This is a genomic window from Nocardiopsis dassonvillei subsp. dassonvillei DSM 43111, from assembly GCF_000092985.1.
Classification (GTDB): Bacteria; Actinomycetota; Actinomycetes; order Streptosporangiales; family Streptosporangiaceae; genus Nocardiopsis; species Nocardiopsis dassonvillei.
Map to the genome: position 1 here is coordinate 5,297,055 of NC_014210.1, position 16,149 is coordinate 5,313,203.

Genomic DNA, 16,149 nt, shown 5'->3' on the forward strand with positions numbered 1-16,149 from the left:
CGCAGGTGGCGGGGCCTTCGTGCATGTCTGCTGGTTGTGGCTAGGGGCGGGGTCGAACCGCCGACCTTCCGCTTTTCAGGCGGACGCTCGTACCAACTGAGCTACCTAGCCGCACTCGCCGATCTCTCGGCGACGGCGGTCCTGACGGGATTTGAACCCGCGGCCTCCACCTTGACAGGGTGGCGAGCACTCCTAACTGCTCCACAGGACCTTGTTCAGTTGTCGCACCGGGCCTGGGCCCCGTGCTCTCGCTGCGGTTCTCATTCTGCCAGATGTCCGGGAGTGCTCGAACCGCCTCGTACCCCCAACGGGATTCGAACCCGCGCTACCGCCTTGAAAGGGCGGCGTCCTAGGCCGCTAGACGATGGGGGCCCGTGTGACACGTCAAGCATAGGGGAGATTCGCAACCAACACCAAAGTGATAAGCACGGCCAGTCGTCACCTCCTCCACCTGCGCTGACGCGCGGGTCAGGGAGTCCGCTGCCCGTCGCCGGCCTCCTCCGCGGGTTCCTCCTCCGGTTCCTCGGAGGGTTCGCCCACCGGGCGCTGCGGGTCGGTCTCGATGTGCCGCTCGACCTGTGCCGACGTCAGCCCGATGCCGCCCAGGTCGATGTCGTCGCGGGCCTGGAGGCGCCCGGTCTCGGCGTCGAAGTACAGCACCGACGCCTGGTAGGGGGTCGGGCGGCCGGGCCCGTGGTCCAGCCCGCGCAGACCGGCCCCTCCGGTGGACCCCTGCACGAGGAACCTGGTGCCCAGGTCGGTCAGCTCGGTGGACCTCAGGTGGTCGTCGCCCGTCAGCACCAGCGGCACCACCCCGTCGAAGGCCTCCGCCTGCGTGCGCGTGTGCATGACGACCACGTCCACGTCCTCGCGGGAGTCGACCACCTCCCCGGCCTCCTCCTCGCCCCGGGCGGCCACCTCGGAGGCGTCGGGGTTGAGCCGGGTCGCGTCCGGGACGTAGCGGGGGTCCCCCGACCCGTAGAAGGTCAGGCCACCCACCTCCTGGACCTCGCCGTCCAGCACGACGGCGTTCTCCTGCGCCGCGACCGCGCGCTGCGTCCCCATGGAGTCGTGTCGGCCGCGCACCCACACGTACGGCACGTCCAGTTCGCCGATCTCGTCGGCGAAGGCGTCCTCGGCCGCGCTCCCCCGGTCGGTGAGGTCGCCCGAGTCCACGACCATGTCCGCCCCGTACTGCTCCCGGAGCGTGCGGATGATGCTCCACGAGGCCGGGTTCAGCTGGATGTCGGACACGTGCAGCACGGTGATGACCGACTCGTCCTTCTCGTACACGGGGAGGGTGGAGGTCGCCTCGTAGATCATCGCGACGTTGCCGACCAGTCCGGCCAGCTGTTCCTGGTACTGGCTGAACCGGCCCACCACCTCCTCCGCGCTGCCCACCACCTGCGGGGCACCCGCGATCAGCCCGGTGTAACGGGGCTCGGCGATGGCGCTGGGGTTGAAGGTGTTGGCGGCCACGGCCCCGGAGGCCACGAGCACGCCCAGCGACACCAGGGCGCTGGCCAGGGCCCGCCACACGTCGCGGAAGAGCAGCAGCCCCACCACGGCGGCCCCCAGGGCCGCGGCGAGCACCGCGCGCACCAGCAGGCCGATCACACCGGCGCGCAGGTCGGAACCGATCCCCGCGGCCATGCGGTTGATCGCCTCGGGGTCGGCGAACACCTCCTCGGCCGCGGACAACCGGATGTTGGAGATCCTCGCCTCCAGCTTGATCGGGGCGCTGTGGGTGTCGAAGGCCAGCTGCCCCAGCGGGGCCACGTCGACGACCGTCTCACCCCGCCACTGGGGGCTCAGGCTCATCGTGACGTCCGCGGGACCGATGGGGGTGACCACCTGGCCGCCCAGGGCCAGACCCAGCCAGCCGCCGACCAGGCCCGCGACGACGACGCACCCCCACCGCCACGCGCGGCCGGAGCGCAGCCGGTCGAAGGTGCCGCGGAGCCGTCGGAGGGCTCCGCGAAGGTCGTATCCGCGGATCGCTTCCCAAGACAACACACCCCCATCATGCCCCTCCCGGGGAGACGTTCCCGTGTTTCATCCCCTTCGAGAGTGTTATGTCGCTTCCGGCGCGTCGCGGGGAGGCAGCACAATGGCAGGTGTGGTGGAACTGACGCGCAGGGACTTCGAGGAACTGGTCGCCGACGCCCTCGACCAGATCCCGCCCGAGCTGGCGCAGCTCATGGACAACGTGGTGATCACCGTCGAGGACGAGTCGCCGGAGGGGCTGCTCGGCCTGTACGAGGGCATCCCGTTGACCGAGCGGGGCGACTCCTACTTCGGTGTGCTCCCGGACCAGATCTTCATCTACCGGCGCAACATCTGCGCCTTCTGCGAGACCCCCGAGCAGGTGGTGGAGGAGGTGCTCGTGACAGTGGTCCACGAGATCGCCCACCACTTCGGGATCGACGACTCCCGTCTGACCGAGCTCGGCTGGGGCTGAGCCCGGGACTCCCCCGGCCCCCAGCCCCCGGGTCGCGGTCTCCTTCGAATCACGCTTTTCGTCACTCTTCGCACATGTGAATCCACATTATGCTCATCAACAACATTCCGGCACAGCGGTACGTCTCCGCGCGCACGCGCCGCGAGCAGTGGAAACAATCCGTCCAAGGCGACCTGACAACACGGACGAATCCACCCGGCATTCCTTACCCACAGCAACGAATCAGACACGAATTTCCCCAAACGGCTTGCGACGAAGCTCACCATCCGGAACTGTTGGTTATTGGGACACGACACAGCGTGATTACAACCCTGTAACAGTAAGGGAGTGCCGGGTGGCCAATCCGCGCCTCGACAACACACCTGACAACGGAGACCACGAGTCTTCGAGCGCCCCCAACAACGACGACTGGCGGAGCAGCTACCGCGACGTCATGGCGATCGCCGAGTTCCGGTCCGTCTGGCTCGCCCACGCGCTCTCGGTGATCGGCACGAACCTGCTGAACATCGCCACCAGCGTGCTCGTCTTCCAGATCACCGGCTCCGCGCTGGCCGCGGGCGTCACCCTTGCCCTGACCTTCCTGCCCCCGGTCATCAGCCCCCTCATCTCCGGACTCGCCGACCTCCTGCCGCGCCGCCGCGTCATGATCGCCTGCGACCTCGCGCGCGCGGCCGTGATCGTGCTCATCGGCATCCCCGGCATGCCGATCTGGGCCGTCTGGATACTGCTCTTCTGCTCGGTGGTGCCGTCGGTCCCCTTCGCCGCGGCCCGCGCCGCGATGATGGCCGAGATCGTCCAGGGCGAGCGCTACGTCGCCAGCACGGCCATCATCCAGCTCACCTCGCAGCTGGGCATGCTCGCCGGTCTGGTCGCCGGCGGCCTGATCGTCGCCGCCATCGGCCCCAACATCGCCGTGATGTCGACCGGCGTCCTCTTCGTGCTGTCCGCGCTCGTCGTGCTGCTGGGTGTGGCCGCGCGTCCGGCTCCCCGCGGGGAGCGGTCGGAACGCCCGGGGTTCGTCGCCATGACCCGCGACGGGGCCAAGCTGGTCTTCGCCGACCGCAGGCTGCGCACCCTGGCGCTGCTCGCCTGGCTCGCCGGCCTGTACGGCATCCCCTACGGGCTCGCCAACCCGATGGCCGAGGAGATCGGCGCCGGAGCGGCGGCGGCCGGGTTCATCATGGCGGGCTCGGCGATCGGCGGGTTCGTCGGCGGGTTCGTCCTGACCCGGTTCGTCCCGCCGCCCGTCCGCATGCGCCTGCTCGGCCCGCTGGCCGTCCTGGCCTCGGCGCCGCTGCTGCTGTGGCTGACCGAACCGCCGCTGTGGCTGATGGTGTCCGCCCTCGCGCTCTGCGGCGTCGCGGGCTCCTACCAGTTCGTGGCCAACGCGGCGTTCGTGCTGTGCGTGCCCAAGGAGGGCCGCAGTCTGGCCTTCGGGCTGGTCGCGGCCGGGCTCCAGGCCGCCCAGGGCGTGGGCATCCTGGTCGCCGGGTTCTTCGCCGAGAAGTTCGGCACCGGTGTCGTCATCGCCGCGGCCGGCGCCCTCGGCGTGGTCTGCGCGCTGCTCCTGGCCCTGCCGTGGTCGCGGATGGCCGGCGAGACCATCGACCGGATGAACGCGACCGGGGGCGGCGCCTAGGACCCCCAGCGCACCGTGTCCCTAGCGCTCCTCGCCGCGCTCCGCGGGGGCTTCGCGGGTCTGCTCGACCTCGCGCTCCTCCCGCGGGGTGCGCAGCTCGCGTCGCTTCCAACCCGGTTGTGCTCTGAGGGTCCACATCAGCTCTGGCTCGGCTTTCCCTGGAAGTTGCGGATGATCTGCTCCAGCAAGGAGCGCTTCTCGTTCTCGGCCGGCATGATCAGCCAGGCCAGGATGTAGACGAAGACGCCGCTGAACCCGAGGACCGTCAGGACCACGAAGACCAGGCGGACCAGCGTGGAGTCGACGTTGAGGAACTCGGCGATCCCCCCGCAGACGCCGGCGAGGTAGCGGTCGCTCCCACTGCGTCGGAAGCGCTTGCTCTGGAAGTTCTGGTTCATGTCTCCACCCTGCCCCCTCGTGACGACGATTCCCATCCGGGACAGCCCTGGGCGTCCCCTGACATCCCCCCGAGCCCCCGGAAGGGGCCGGGCACGGGGTGCCGGCCCGCCCCGCAGGGGTTGGACGCGGACCGGGGCGCACGGCGTTCCGGCCGGGCGCTGAGGCGTGGGGCACACCGCGGGCGCGGACCGTGCCGCCGGAGGGGTCGGGCCCGGATCCCGGATCGGGGTCCGGCCCCGGGATCCGGGCGCGGAGCCGGGCGACGCGGGGTTCGGGCGAGGGCCCCGATCAGTCAGCGGTCCCGGACCGCCCGTAGACCTCGCCCAGGAAGCGGAAGTCGGTGCGAAGGCTGGCGCGGACGTCCGACGCCTCCTCGTTCTCCGAGAAGCGCAGACGCCTCATGGTGTGGCGCATCACCGCCATGGCCGCCGCCGCGACCACGACCGAGCGGTCGTCCTCGGCGGGGACGCCGGTCCGCTCGGCGATGGTGGCGGCGAGCTCCGTCTCCACGGTGTGGAAGCGGGCGAGCACCCTGGGGACGAGCTGGGGCTCGCGGTCCATGAGCTGTTTGCGCAGGCGCATGTCGTCGCGCTGGGTGTCGAGGTCGTCGGTGCTGACCAGGAACGCGATCAGCATGGTGATGAGGTCCTCGACGAAGTCACCGGTGGGGCCGCCCTCCGCGAACTGCCTGCGCATGTCCTCGTCGGGGCACCGCGGGACCTCGCCCAGGAGGGCGTCCTCCTTGGTGGCGAAGTAGTTGAAGAACGTCCGGGTGGAGACGTCGGCCTCGGCAGCGATCTCCTCGACGGTCACGTTCTCCAGGCCGCGCTCCAGCGTGAGGCGGACGGCCGCGTCCTGGAGGGCACGGCGCGTGGCCTGCTTCTTGCGTTCGCGAAGCCCCAATGGTCCTCTCCCGTACAAGGTAGATCCTTGCAGTCCATGCAAAGTTTCCCACAAGTATCCCCCAGGAACGGCGAACACGCGCGCCGGAGGGCGCGCCCCCGCCGGGGGGCGGGGCCGCGCCCGTGTCCGGGGGCGTGTTCGGGGGTGCCGCCCGTCGCGCAGCAGGGTACGCGTCCGCCGAGCACGCCCTAGCGGCCGACGAAGCGCTCCGGCCGGACGTAGACGATGACACGCTCCTCGTCGGGGCTGTCCCACGGGTAGGGGGTTCCGAGGTACTTCTGCGCCATCTCGTTGATGAAGGCCTTGTCCGGGTCCTCCTCCACCCGGTCGACCACGCCGCGGACCTCGACGTACATGTAGGGGTCGTCGGGGTCGGTGGCCGAGACCGAGATCCGGCCGTCGCGCCTGAGGTTCTGGAGCTTCTGCCGCGTCGTGGTCTGGCTGAACCTGAGGAACTCGCCGTCCCAGTCGATCCACACGGGGCTGGACTGGGGGGAGCCGTCCGGGCCGAGCGTGGCCACGTGTCCGAACGCCGGTTTGCGCAGGACCGCCTGCTGCTTCTCCGAGAACGCCATGTCACTCCTTGTCGTCGGTTGACGCCGATGGTCTCGAGTACACCAACACGCCCCGCGGCGGACGCGGAGACGCGCCCGAGTCGGACGGACCGTATCGGAGAACGCCCCGGGGCCCGGGGACCGACCGGTGTCCCGACGGCTCGGGACCGCCGGGAGGGCCCGCGGTCCCGGCCGCTTCCGCGCTCCCCCGCAGGGCCGCGGCCCGTCGCGACCGCGCCCTCGCGGCATCCTTTCATTGCAGTTGTTACTGCAATGACTGTAATATCGTCGTATGAGCGAACCCCCGGGCGAACCCCCAGAGGACGAACTGGCCTTCGTCGACGAGGTCGCCGTGTTCTTCGAGCACGAGGGCCTTCCCCTCATCGCCGGGCGCGTCGTCGGCTGGCTGCTGATCTGCGATCCACCGGAACAGAGCGCCGCCCAGCTCGCACAGACCCTCCAGGTCAGCCGCAGCTCCATCAGCAGCGCCACGCGCCTGCTCACCCCCAGCGGCCTGGTCGAGGGAGTGCGCAGGCGCGGGCAGCGTCAGGAGTACTTCCGCATCGCCGCGAACGGCTGGAGCCGGATGCTGGAGCGCAGGTACGCCCAGACGGCCGCTTTTCGCGAGGTCACCGAGCGCGGTCTCAGCATGCTCCGGGAGGCCCCGGACGAGCGCCGCGAACGCCTGGCCAACGTCCACGAACTCTACGGATTCCTGGAGTCCGAGCTGCCCCCGCTCTTCTCGCGGTGGCGGAGCGAACGCGAGAGGAGCGATCGGCACCCGTGAACCCTCCGCCGTCGGACCCCTTCCCCCGCGTCAGCGTCGAGCAGCCCGAGGGCGCCCTCAGCGTCATCACCGCGGGGCGGGGCACGAGCACCGTTCTGCTGCTGAGCGGCGCCGGCCTGGACAACGCCCTGCTGAGCTGGCGCCACATGATCCCGGCCCTGGCCCCCGACCACAGGGTCCTCGCCCTGGACTGGCCCAAGCAGGGGCACAGCAGGCCCTGGAACGGCACCGCCGACCACACCCGGATGCTCGCATGCGTCACCGCGGTCCTGGACCGCTTCGAGGTCGAACGAGCCTCCCTGGTGGGCCTGTCGCAGGGCGGCGCGATCGCCCTGGCCTACGCCATCGACCACTCCGAACGGGTGGACCGGCTCGTCGCCCTGGCTCCGGCCGGGATCATCTCGTTCCCTCCCCTGGCGCACCAGCTGCTGTGGCTGACCGCCAGGAGCCGCCTGCTCAACCGCACACTGCCCACGTGGCTGTTCCGCAGCCGCGAGAGGGTGGCCCGGTTCGCGCGCACCAGCCTGTTCGCGGGTCCGGTCGACGACTTCGACGACATCGTCGGGGAGATCATGCCCGAGGTCCGGGCCAACGGCGCGGGCTCCTCCGACTGGCAGAACGCCTCCATCGGCCCGTGGCGGATGAACGTGGACCTGCGCCCCCGTCTGGGCGAGATCCGCTGCCCCACCCTGTTCGTCCAGGGGGACCGGGACGTCGGCGTGCACCCCAGGCACACCGTGGCCGCCGCGAAACGGGTTCCCCGTTCCCGCCTGGAGATGCTGGAGGGCCACGGGCACTGGGTCAACCGTCAGTCGCCCGAGCGGGTCAACGCGCTGGTGCGCGACTTCCTCACCGGACCGGGAGCCTGAACGTACCGGCCACGCCGACGCCCGTTCCGCACGGTACGCCTGCCAGCCCGCGGGCTCCCGGCCCCGGCCCCGGGGCGGCGGCGCGAGCGCCCGAAGCGCCCCGCCGCCGAACCCCGCGGGGGCCGCCGGGGCCCGCCGGAGCGCCGTGTCCGGCTACGGGACGGCCGGGCCCCCAACGGACGACGCGGTGGTGGGAGCGCGCCGGGGAAGGCCCGCTCCCCGGGCCTCACCCGCGGACGGCGGCCGCGACGATGTCCTCGACCTGACCGACGATCGCCGCGCGGTTCCGCTCGAACTCGGGGTCGGTGACGCCGTCGCCGGGACCGAAGTCCAGGACCGGGGTGTGCACGTGACCGGCGGGGATGTCCAGGCCGGTGGCGTCGCGCAGCAGGGTGTTGCGGTAGGCGATCTCGTTGGAGAGGTAGTCGCCTCCGCCTCCGGCCCGCGCCTCGGAGCCGGGCGTGGGCCCGTCCACGCGCACCACCGGTTCGGTCCCGCCCTCGGGGATCTCGGTCACCGTGGTGTTGTCGACCACGGGGAACGGCGCGCCGCTGGTCTGCTCGACGATCGCGGGGTGGTCGAGGGAGGAGTCCGACCACTGCGGCTGCGGCGTGACGGTGGGGACGCCGTCGGGGACGGGGACCATCTCCTCCGTGCCGACCGACTCGTTGTCCGCGGCGCCACCGCGCCAGGCGCCGTTGTGGGCCTCCAGGTCGAACCGGCCCGGTCGGCCCTGGCTGACGGTGATGACCGTGTCGGCCGGCCGGTCGCCGGTGTAGTGCGGCAGGAGGGCCTCCTCGACCATGCCGTCGGTGAAGTCGCGCCAGCGCACCGGGAAGAGCATGGTCTCCACGACCGCGACCCCGGCGTCGGTCTCGATCACCGCCCCGTCCAGGGCGAGGGCGGCCGCGCCGGAGGGGTTGGCCTGGCGGATGTCGTTGTCGAGGCGGAACGGGTCGAACCCGGTCACGACGACGTGGAGGGCCTCGGGCTCCCCGGGGACCTCGGCGAAGTGGGTGTCGTCGTGGCCGCGGGAGCGGCGGTCCATGTCGGCCACGAGCCCGGCGCGGTCGGCCTCGCTCAGCTCGAAGTCCGGCTGCCAGCGGTTGAGGGCCGAGGTCATGGCGAGCCGGGCCCAGTAGACCGGACGGTCGTCCCCGGCGCTCAGGCTCCCCTCGACCCTCGCGTTGCCCTGGACCCGGTCCACCGCCTCGCGCCAGAGCGCGTCGCCGTGGCGTTCGACGACCGCGCTCGCCTCCTCCGGGCCCGACGCCGCGCACAGTTCCCGCGTGAAGCGGTCCACGGTCATGACGAACCCGGATCTGCGCAGGATCTCCTGCGGGACCTCCTCGGTGACCCGCGCCTCCTCGACGGTGGCGCCGTCCCGGCTGAGGCAGCCGGTCGTCTGCTCGGCCTGGGCCGGGGCGCCCAGGGCGAGGACGGGGGCGGCGATGAGCGCCGACGCCGCGATGCGGGGGATGGTCTGGTAGATGCGCACGCTGGCTTCACTCCGTAGTTCGATGTGTTGGACGAGAGGGGGGAAGTAGGAGGTTCCCTGTTTCACAGGAGTCACACCGCCCCCACGTCTCGGACAGGACCGGTCGGCGGCGCCTGCCGCGTCCGTGCGCGGGTCGGGGCGGGTCAGGTCGGAGCGCGCGCGGGACACCGGTCCGGGCGGCTGGAGCGCGCCGTTCACGCCCACGGTCAGCGGGGCGGGTCCGGCCCGGGGCGCGACGGAGGAGCGGGGTTACTCCAGGAGCAGGTCCGTCGCCTGTTTCCGCCGGGAGTAGGAGAGCGCCGTGGCCATCTCGTCCATGGCCAGCCGGACCCGCTCCAGCACCGCCGGATCACGGAACTCACCACGGGAGTCCACCCGGCTGGGGGCCCCGGAGACCGTGACCGAGTCGACCAGGACGCTCCCCATCAGGGTCAGCGTGGGAATCAGCGCGAGGTGGCCGCGCATACCGCCCGCCTGTCCCGGTGACGCGCTCATGAGGAGGGTCGGCTTCCCGGCGAGCCCTCCGGAGCCGACCAGCCAGTCCATGGCGTTCTTGGTGGCCCCGGAGGGGCCGTGCGCGTACTCGGGGGTCGCGATGATCACGCCTTCGGCCCGGTCGGCGCAGGACCGGAACCTCGTGACGACCTCCGGCAGGTCCCCGTCGTCGTCCAGGTCGGGGTTGAACAGGGGCAGGCGTCCGGCCAGGTCACCGCCGACCACGGAGACGTCGGGGTTGCTGCGGCCCGCCAGGCGCAGCAGTGCGGCGTTGTGGGAGTTCCGGCGCAGGCTGCCGCAGATACCCAGTACCGCCCACATGGCCGCTCCCCCGATCCGAAGTCATCCGCACAGTACCTCCCGAAGCCCCGGCGTGTGCGCGGAAGCCACCGGAGACGGCGGATCGGGGAACCGGCCCTCCCCGCCGCCCCGGGCCGGTCGCGCGCCTCAGCCGTGCGGGGCCGTGGCGCGGATACCGGCGAGGACCACGGCGACGATGCGCTCGGCGTCCGCGCGGGTGAACGCGCGCAGGCCGCGGTTGAGGATGAGGTGCACCGGGCCGGAGATCATCTCGCCGAGGAAGGCGCTGTCGACCGGGGGCAGCTCACCCCGCTCGACCGCGGTGTCCACCCGCCGCCGCATGACGGCCACGCGCTGGTCGAGGACCCTGGACAGCGCCTGCCGGACGGCGGGGCTCTGGTGGGCGGGCTGGACGGCCTGTTCGAGCGTCCGGCCGAAAGGCGTCTCCAGGCCACCGGCGAGGCCCATCAGGAAGTCCGCCAGGTCCCGGTGGAGGTCACCGGTGTCGGCGACCGACGCGAGGTTCTCGGCGTAGCTCAGTACGGCGTCGACGACCAGCTCCTCGCGGTCGGGCCAGTTGCGGTAGACGCTGGTCTTGTGCACACCGGCGCGCTCGGCGACCTCCTCGTAGCGGAAGCCCACGACGCCGTCGCGCGCGACGAGCTCGGCGGTCGCGGTGAGGACCCGCGCACGCACCCGCGCGTTGCGGCCGCCGGGGCGCCGTGCGGGCGGCCGGTCAGCGGTCCCGTCGGCCATCTCCACGCCCACCTCCTGTTCTCTGCTCGGGTGCCGATTGTCGCCAGGCGCGGCATTGCGGTGCAAGCCGACCGCGGGTAGGCTTTCTTAAAGCAACAAATAGTTGCTTTAGTTGCCAGGTACCGCGACCCTTGCGCCGACCGCGCTGCCGCGCCCCCTCCCCTGCTCCGGAGCACCGCCACCCATCCGACCGGCACGTCCGCCCAGACCCACCTGGAGCACATCCCGTGAACATCCTCGTCTCCGGAGCCGGTATCGCCGGCCTCGCCGCCGCGCGTGAACTCGGCACCCGCGGCCACGACGTCACCGTCGTCGAGTACGACCACGGCCTCCGCCTCGCGGGCACACCCATCGACATCCGCGGTGACGCGGTCCGAACCGTGGAGAGGATGGGCCTGCTCGCCGAGATCCGGAAGCGACGGCTGCGGATGACCGAGTCCACCTGGTTCGTCGACGGCGACGGCGAACCGGTGGGCCGCATCCCCATCGCCCAGATCAGCGACTCCGACGACGACATCGAGATCCTCCGCGAGGACCTCGTGCGCGTCCTCGCCGACGCGCTCCCCGGCACCGCGGCGATCCGTTTCGGCGACTCGATCGCGGAGCTGGCCGACGGCGGCGACGGTGTCGGAGTGCGCTTCGCCTCCGGTCGAACCGGGCGGTACGACCTCGTGCTCGGTGCCGACGGCCAGCACTCCGCGGTACGCAGGCTGGTGTTCGGGCCCGAGGAGGACTACCTCCGCCACCTCGGTGTCTACATCGCGCTCGCCGCCCTGCCCGGCGAGGCCCGGTCCGAGGGCGTCAACTCGATACACAACGTCCCCAGCCGAATGGCGGGCACCTTCTGGTACAAGGACAGGGCCGTCGCGGTCTTCCAGTTCCGCTCGGAACCGCTCGACTACGACCGCCACGACCTGGACGCCCAGAAGAAGATCGTCATCGACGCCTTCGCCGGGCACCGGTCGTGGAGAATCCCGGAGCTGCTCGACGCGGTCCGAGCCGACCCCGGCTTCTTCTTCGACTCCGCGAGCCAGATCCACCTGCCCTCCTGGCACCGCGGCCGCGTCGCCCTCGTCGGCGACGCCGGGTACAGCCCGGCCTTCCTCTCCGGCCGGGGCACCTCACTCGCGCTCACCGGCGCGCACATCCTCGCCGAGGAACTCGACCGGTGCGGCGGCGACCACACCGCCGCGTTCGAGCGGTACGAGGTCCGGCAGCGCCCCTACGTCACCTTCGCCCAGGCCAGCGTCGACCGCGGCCGCGACCGCATACTGCCGACCAGCTGGGCCGCCATCGCCGCCCGCGACGAGGCCCTGCGGGCAGCGGACACCGGCACACGCTGAACCCCGACGCGAGGAGTTCCCGACCCCTGACGCGCCGGAAAGGCGCGCCGGAGAGGATAGATGTGAAGGACACGCCGGAAGAGTCCGCTGCCGACACCCCGGAGCACCGATGGAGCGGGCGACTCGTCCTCTGGGTCGCCGTTCTCATCCTCGCCAACGTCCTGGCCGACGTGGCCATCGCCTCCCCCCTGCTGGTCCTGCCCCAACTGCTGGAGCACTTCGACACCGACCAGGCCGCGTGGCTGAACGCGAGCGCGATGCTGGCCGGGGCCATCTGGTCGCCGCTGCTCGCGAAGAGCTCCGACGTCTTCGGCAAGCGGCGGCTGCTCGTCGTCACGCTGGTGACCGCGTGCGCGGGCGCGCTGGTCTGCCTCGTCGCCCCCAACGTCTGGATCTTCCTGGTGGGGCGCTTCCTCCAGGGGGCAGCCCTGGCCGCGATCTTCATCACGGTCGCCCTCGTACTCCAGATCTGCGCCCCGCGGGTGGCCATGCCCGTGATCGGGCTCGTGACGTCGGGATCGGCGATCGTCGGGATCATCGAACCGTTCGTGATGGTGCCGGTCATCGACCTGTTCGGCTACCGCAGCGTGTTCGTCGTGGCGGCGCTGCTCGCCGCGGCGGCCGCGCTCTGCGTGCGTGCCCTCATCCCGGAGTCGCCGGTCCGCGGCGCCGGCCGGATCGACGTGGGCGGGGCGCTCCTGCTGGGCGGCGGCCTCGGCTCCGTGCTCGCCTACGTCAGCCTCGGCGGAGACGCCGGGTGGCTGTCCGCGGGCATGGTCGTGCTGCTGGCGGCCGGTGTCGCCGCGTTGGCCGGTTGGGCGGTCCTGGCCCTGCGGATCGCCGAACCCATCATCGACATCCGGGCCCTCAGCCGACCGGTCCTGCTGACGCTGCTGGCCCTGGTCCTGGCCGCGGGCTCCTTCCGGAGCATGCTCCAACTGACGAGCATCGTCGCCCAGGTGCCTCCCGAGCTGGGACTCGGCTACGGGTTGGGCGACGGAGGCGCGGTGGCGGTCCTGCTCGCCGCGCCCTCGCTCGGCATCATGGTCGGCGGCACCCTCGCCGGATGGGTCGCGGGGCGGTTCGGCGCCGCACGGCCCCTCCTCGCCGCCATCGCCGTCGGTGCGGCGGCGACCCTCATGATGCTCGTCGGCGTGTCGGTCCTGCCGCTGGCGGTCGCCTGCGGGGCCCTGGTCGGCATGGCCGCCGGCGCGATCTCGACGTCCGGCTACAACCTGGCGACCAGCCTGGCACCGCCGGAACGGCAGGGCACGGTCTCCGGCCTGGTGTCGGTCATGTTCGCCCTCGGCTCGGTCGTCTTCAGCTTCGCCGGAGGCGAACTCCTCAAGGCCACCCAGATCCCCGGGGTCGTGGCCGACGGCGCCCCGGTGAGCACGGCGACCGGCGTGTACCTCTACGTCCTGACGGCCGGGGTGCTCTTCGTCCTCGCCGCGGTGCCCGCGGGCATGGTGGTGCGCGGCGGGCGCGCGACGCCCGCGCCGGTCACGGCCGGGGCGCCGTCGTAGCGTCCGGGCGCCCTGTCCGGTCCCCGGGTGGCCGGGGACCGGACAGGGCCGGGTGGAGCCGGGCAGGACCGAGCGGGGCCGGTTGGGGGCCGGATGGGGCCGTGCCCCGGTGCGGGCGGGCCGACTCGCCGCCCCCCCGCACGGGCCCGACCGTCCCGGGTCGTGGCACGGGAACGGCTGTCAGCCGAGGCCGTCGGGGACGATGCCGAGTTTTTCCGCGATGCGGGCGAGGGCCTTCAGGTCGGTCGTGTTGAGCGGGTCGAGGACGGTGCGGCGCACGGAGCGCAGGTGCGTGGGCGCCGCCGAGCGCACGAGGTCGAGGCCGACGTCGGTGAGTTCGGCGAGGGTGTAGCGGCCGTCGTCCGGGTCGGGTGTCCGCACGACCCAGCCGCGCTGTTCACAGCGTTTGACGACGTTGGACAGACGGGAGAGCGAACCGCTGGCGAGAAAGGCGAGCTCCCCCATCCGCAGCCTGCGCCCCGGGGCCTCGGAGAGGTGGCTGAGCGCGAGGTACTCGAACAGGGTGAGGCCGTTCTCCTGCCGCAGCGGTGACTCCAGCTTGCCGGGCAGCAGCAGGACGAGGGAGACCAGGCCCGTCCACGCCGCCTTCTCCTGTTCGTCGAGCCACCGCGGCTCCTCGCCGTCCCCGTGCCCGTGTGTTCCGCTCATGGACCCTTCCGTGTCGCTCATGGAGCCGTCCCGCCCTTCCGGCGAATCCCGCCATCACTTGACGCTTGAAGTCATTGCTTGCTACTGTCACTTTACGCTTGAAGTCATCGAAGGGGAAACGCACCCCTGCGGCAAGGAAGAAGGAGCATCATGAGCACCGTCACCTTCGGCATCGCTCCGGGCTACGGCGAGAAGCTGCACGCGGCCCTCGGCTACAGCGGGGCCGTCCGCGTCGGCGACCGGGTCGAGATCTCAGGCCAGGCCGGAGTGGACGACGACCTGGCCGTCCCCGACTCGCTGGAGGACGAGATCGTCCAGGCCTTCGACAACGTGGAGAGCACGCTCGCCACGGTCGGCGCGACCTGGAAGGACGTCATCCACGTCAACTCGTACCACAAGGTCGCGCCGGGGGACGACGTCATCGGCGACGACCACAACAGGGTCATGGCCGAGCAGTTCCGCCGCCGCCTCGGCGGCCGTGCGCCGATCTGGACCGAGACCGGCGTCACCGTCCTCGGCCTCGCCGCGATGCGCGTGGAGATCCGCGTCACCGCCATCGTCGGCTCCGGGAGCTGAACCACCACTGTTCCGTGGCGGTCTCATCGCAGGTCGGCGAGGCACGGACCGAGTCCGGCATGTACCGGCTCCGGTGGTGACAGCCAGGTGAATGGCCTGGGTGGCGTTCCGGCCGCCCGGGAGGCAGGACCGCGCATCGGTCCCAGAGCGGCTCGGCCGGCCATGATGGGAGCACGGGCACGGGCCTCCTCGGCGATCACGGGGTGCCAGCGGCTCCATGGTCGACGGGACCCGTGCCCGCTCGGCCGCCCGCCTTCCCGACCGCGCCAGTTCGCGCGGCCGACAGCGCTTCCGAACCTACGGCTGCTTACGCCGTCCGCTCCCCTGCCCGCCGTTTCCGGCGCTTCGGCCGGTCGTGTTCCCGACAGTGCCCGGTGAACCGGGGCGGTCGGCCCGACCACTCGGGAACACGCGTGCCGGCAACGGCTGAGGAGCTCCTCTCACGGGGCCTCTGCGCACGGATGGCGAGAGCTTGGGCGCTCAGATGCTGTTGGCGATGCGCTCGTGGTCCCGTTCGCCCTCGCGGGTCTGGATACCAGCGGCGAGCAGCTTGTGGGCGAGCTCGGTGACCTCATCGCCGAACGCGGCGACCAGACCCTCGTTCTCAACGGCGTAGGCCGCACGCGGAATCGGCTGCGCGACCGCGTCGACCGCAGCCTTCGTCATGGGGATCACCTCCGCCCGGAGGCCGGCGATCCGTCGGGCGAGGGTGTCCACGAAGGGATCGAGTTCTGCGGCGGGCAGGGCACGGTTGATCAGGCCGTACCGTTCCGCGAGCTCCGCGCCCACGAGCTCTGCGCCGAGGATGAGCTCCAGCGCGCGGGCCCTTCCCGCCAGCCGCGTCATGTTCACCGTGCCACCGCCTCCGGGGAGGATCCCCATCAAGGACTCCGGCTGGCCCTGACCCGACTCGCCGATCGCCGCGAACCGCATGTCCAGGTACATGAAGAACTCGTTGCCCGCGCCGCGCGCGAAGCCCGCGAGCTTGCCGATAGTGACCTGCGGCAGCGAGCGGACCTCCTCGCTCATCGCCTGGAGGATGTTCAGGCCTTCCGGGACGGTCGAGCCCGGTGCGGCCGCGATCGCGGCGCGGGTGGCTGCGGGCAGCGCGTCGGGGTCGGTGAGGTAGGCCATGTCACCGTGCGCGACGAAGAACTCCGGGTCAGCGCTCTCGAAGACGATGACGCGGACGTCGGCGTCATCCCGCACACGCGCGACGAACGCCCGGAGTGACGACAGGAGGACCGCGTCCATCAGGTTGAGCGGCGGGTGATCGATTTTCACCGTCGCGACCCCGTCCGAGACGTCGATCGTCAGGGCGGGAAGGTCCTTGTAGCTCATGAAGTGGCTCCATGTACGCGTGTAAGGGACGGC

16 protein-coding genes and 3 tRNA genes are annotated in these 16,149 nt (G+C 71.6%); 7 read left to right on the forward strand and 12 right to left on the reverse strand.

All coding sequences use genetic code 11. The annotated features are described in order from the left end of the window. Positions 1–37: 37 nt before the first annotated feature. From NDAS_RS22010 to NDAS_RS22025, 4 genes are all read right to left on the reverse strand, one after another. A tRNA-Phe gene (locus NDAS_RS22010) sits at positions 38–111 on the reverse strand. Between the two features lie 25 nt (positions 112–136). Next, a tRNA-Asp gene (locus NDAS_RS22015) sits at positions 137–211 on the reverse strand. An 88-nt stretch (positions 212–299) separates the two neighbouring features. Further along, a tRNA-Glu gene (locus NDAS_RS22020) sits at positions 300–372 on the reverse strand. A gap of 96 nt (positions 373–468) precedes the next feature. After that, on the reverse strand, positions 469–2,013 hold the full coding sequence (locus NDAS_RS22025; protein WP_013155454.1) for a metallophosphoesterase family protein: 1,545 nt from the start codon (positions 2,011–2,013) through the stop codon (positions 469–471). A 97-nt stretch (positions 2,014–2,110) separates the two neighbouring features. Between NDAS_RS22025 and NDAS_RS22030 the strand changes: the two genes are divergently transcribed. Together NDAS_RS22030 and NDAS_RS22035 are read left to right on the forward strand one after the other, a co-directional pair. After that, positions 2,111–2,461 carry a metallopeptidase family protein gene (locus NDAS_RS22030; RefSeq protein ID WP_013155455.1) on the forward strand — a complete coding sequence of 117 codons (351 nt, stop codon included), beginning with the start codon at positions 2,111–2,113 and terminating at the stop codon, positions 2,459–2,461. A 334-nt stretch (positions 2,462–2,795) separates the two neighbouring features. Continuing rightward, positions 2,796–4,100, forward strand: a complete 1,305-nt coding sequence (locus NDAS_RS22035) for an MFS transporter (RefSeq protein WP_013155456.1) — start codon at positions 2,796–2,798, stop codon at positions 4,098–4,100. Between the two features lie 137 nt (positions 4,101–4,237). On the opposite strand, the gene NDAS_RS22040 is transcribed toward NDAS_RS22035, so the two are convergent. The 3 genes from NDAS_RS22040 to NDAS_RS22050 all read right to left on the reverse strand — a co-directional run bounded on the left by NDAS_RS22040 (position 4,238) and on the right by NDAS_RS22050 (position 5,977). After that, positions 4,238–4,498: a PspC domain-containing protein gene (locus tag NDAS_RS22040; RefSeq protein ID WP_013155458.1), complete on the reverse strand. Its 261-nt coding sequence runs from the start codon at positions 4,496–4,498 to the stop codon at positions 4,238–4,240. Between the two features lie 289 nt (positions 4,499–4,787). Next, complete coding sequence (locus NDAS_RS22045; RefSeq protein ID WP_013155459.1) at positions 4,788–5,402, reverse strand: TetR/AcrR family transcriptional regulator; 615 nt, start codon at positions 5,400–5,402, stop codon at positions 4,788–4,790. Between the two features lie 188 nt (positions 5,403–5,590). Further along, positions 5,591–5,977 carry a PPOX class F420-dependent oxidoreductase gene (locus NDAS_RS22050; RefSeq protein ID WP_013155460.1) on the reverse strand — a complete coding sequence of 129 codons (387 nt, stop codon included), beginning with the start codon at positions 5,975–5,977 and terminating at the stop codon, positions 5,591–5,593. Positions 5,978–6,248: 271 nt separating this feature from the next. Here NDAS_RS22050 and NDAS_RS22055 point away from each other — a divergent pair, with 271 nt between their 5' ends. Continuing rightward, positions 6,249–6,743, forward strand: a complete 495-nt coding sequence (locus NDAS_RS22055) for a GbsR/MarR family transcriptional regulator (protein WP_013155461.1) — start codon at positions 6,249–6,251, stop codon at positions 6,741–6,743. Further along, positions 6,740–7,612 carry an alpha/beta fold hydrolase gene (locus tag NDAS_RS22060; RefSeq protein WP_013155462.1) on the forward strand — a complete coding sequence of 291 codons (873 nt, stop codon included), beginning with the start codon at positions 6,740–6,742 and terminating at the stop codon, positions 7,610–7,612. Before NDAS_RS22055 ends, NDAS_RS22060 begins: the two co-directional genes overlap by 4 nt. Before the next feature lie 226 nt (positions 7,613–7,838). On the opposite strand, the gene NDAS_RS22065 is transcribed toward NDAS_RS22060, so the two are convergent. From NDAS_RS22065 to NDAS_RS22075, 3 genes are all read right to left on the reverse strand, one after another. Next, a complete protein-coding gene (locus tag NDAS_RS22065) occupies positions 7,839–9,110 on the reverse strand; it encodes a hypothetical protein (RefSeq protein WP_013155463.1) in 1,272 nt (423 codons plus the stop codon). A 249-nt stretch (positions 9,111–9,359) separates the two neighbouring features. Further along, positions 9,360–9,926 (reverse strand): NADPH-dependent FMN reductase, encoded by a 567-nt coding sequence (locus NDAS_RS22070; RefSeq protein WP_013155464.1) that lies wholly within the window; start codon positions 9,924–9,926, stop codon positions 9,360–9,362. 126 nt (positions 9,927–10,052) lie between these two features. Further along, positions 10,053–10,661, reverse strand: a complete 609-nt coding sequence (locus NDAS_RS22075) for a TetR/AcrR family transcriptional regulator (RefSeq protein WP_013155465.1) — start codon at positions 10,659–10,661, stop codon at positions 10,053–10,055. A gap of 227 nt (positions 10,662–10,888) precedes the next feature. On the opposite strand from NDAS_RS22075, the gene NDAS_RS22080 reads away from it, so the two are divergent. Then, the gene (locus NDAS_RS22080; protein WP_013155466.1) at positions 10,889–12,004 is read left to right on the forward strand and encodes an FAD-dependent monooxygenase; all 1,116 of its coding nucleotides are present in this window, start codon (positions 10,889–10,891) and stop codon (positions 12,002–12,004) included. Positions 12,005–12,066: 62 nt separating this feature from the next. Further along, entirely contained in the window at positions 12,067–13,530 is a 1,464-nt protein-coding gene (locus tag NDAS_RS22085) for an MFS transporter (protein ID WP_013155467.1), read from the forward strand. 180 nt (positions 13,531–13,710) lie between these two features. Here the strand turns inward: NDAS_RS22085 and NDAS_RS22090 are convergent, their stop codons facing one another. Then, positions 13,711–14,199 carry a MarR family winged helix-turn-helix transcriptional regulator gene (locus tag NDAS_RS22090; RefSeq protein WP_197724861.1) on the reverse strand — a complete coding sequence of 163 codons (489 nt, stop codon included), beginning with the start codon at positions 14,197–14,199 and terminating at the stop codon, positions 13,711–13,713. 150 nt (positions 14,200–14,349) lie between these two features. Between NDAS_RS22090 and NDAS_RS22095 the strand changes: the two genes are divergently transcribed. Next, a complete protein-coding gene (locus NDAS_RS22095; protein WP_013155469.1) occupies positions 14,350–14,775 on the forward strand; it encodes a Rid family hydrolase in 426 nt (141 codons plus the stop codon). A gap of 480 nt (positions 14,776–15,255) precedes the next feature. Here the strand turns inward: NDAS_RS22095 and NDAS_RS22100 are convergent, their stop codons facing one another. Beyond that, a complete protein-coding gene (locus NDAS_RS22100) occupies positions 15,256–16,116 on the reverse strand; it encodes an enoyl-CoA hydratase/isomerase family protein (RefSeq protein WP_013155470.1) in 861 nt (286 codons plus the stop codon). Between the last annotated feature and the right edge of the window lie 33 nt (positions 16,117–16,149).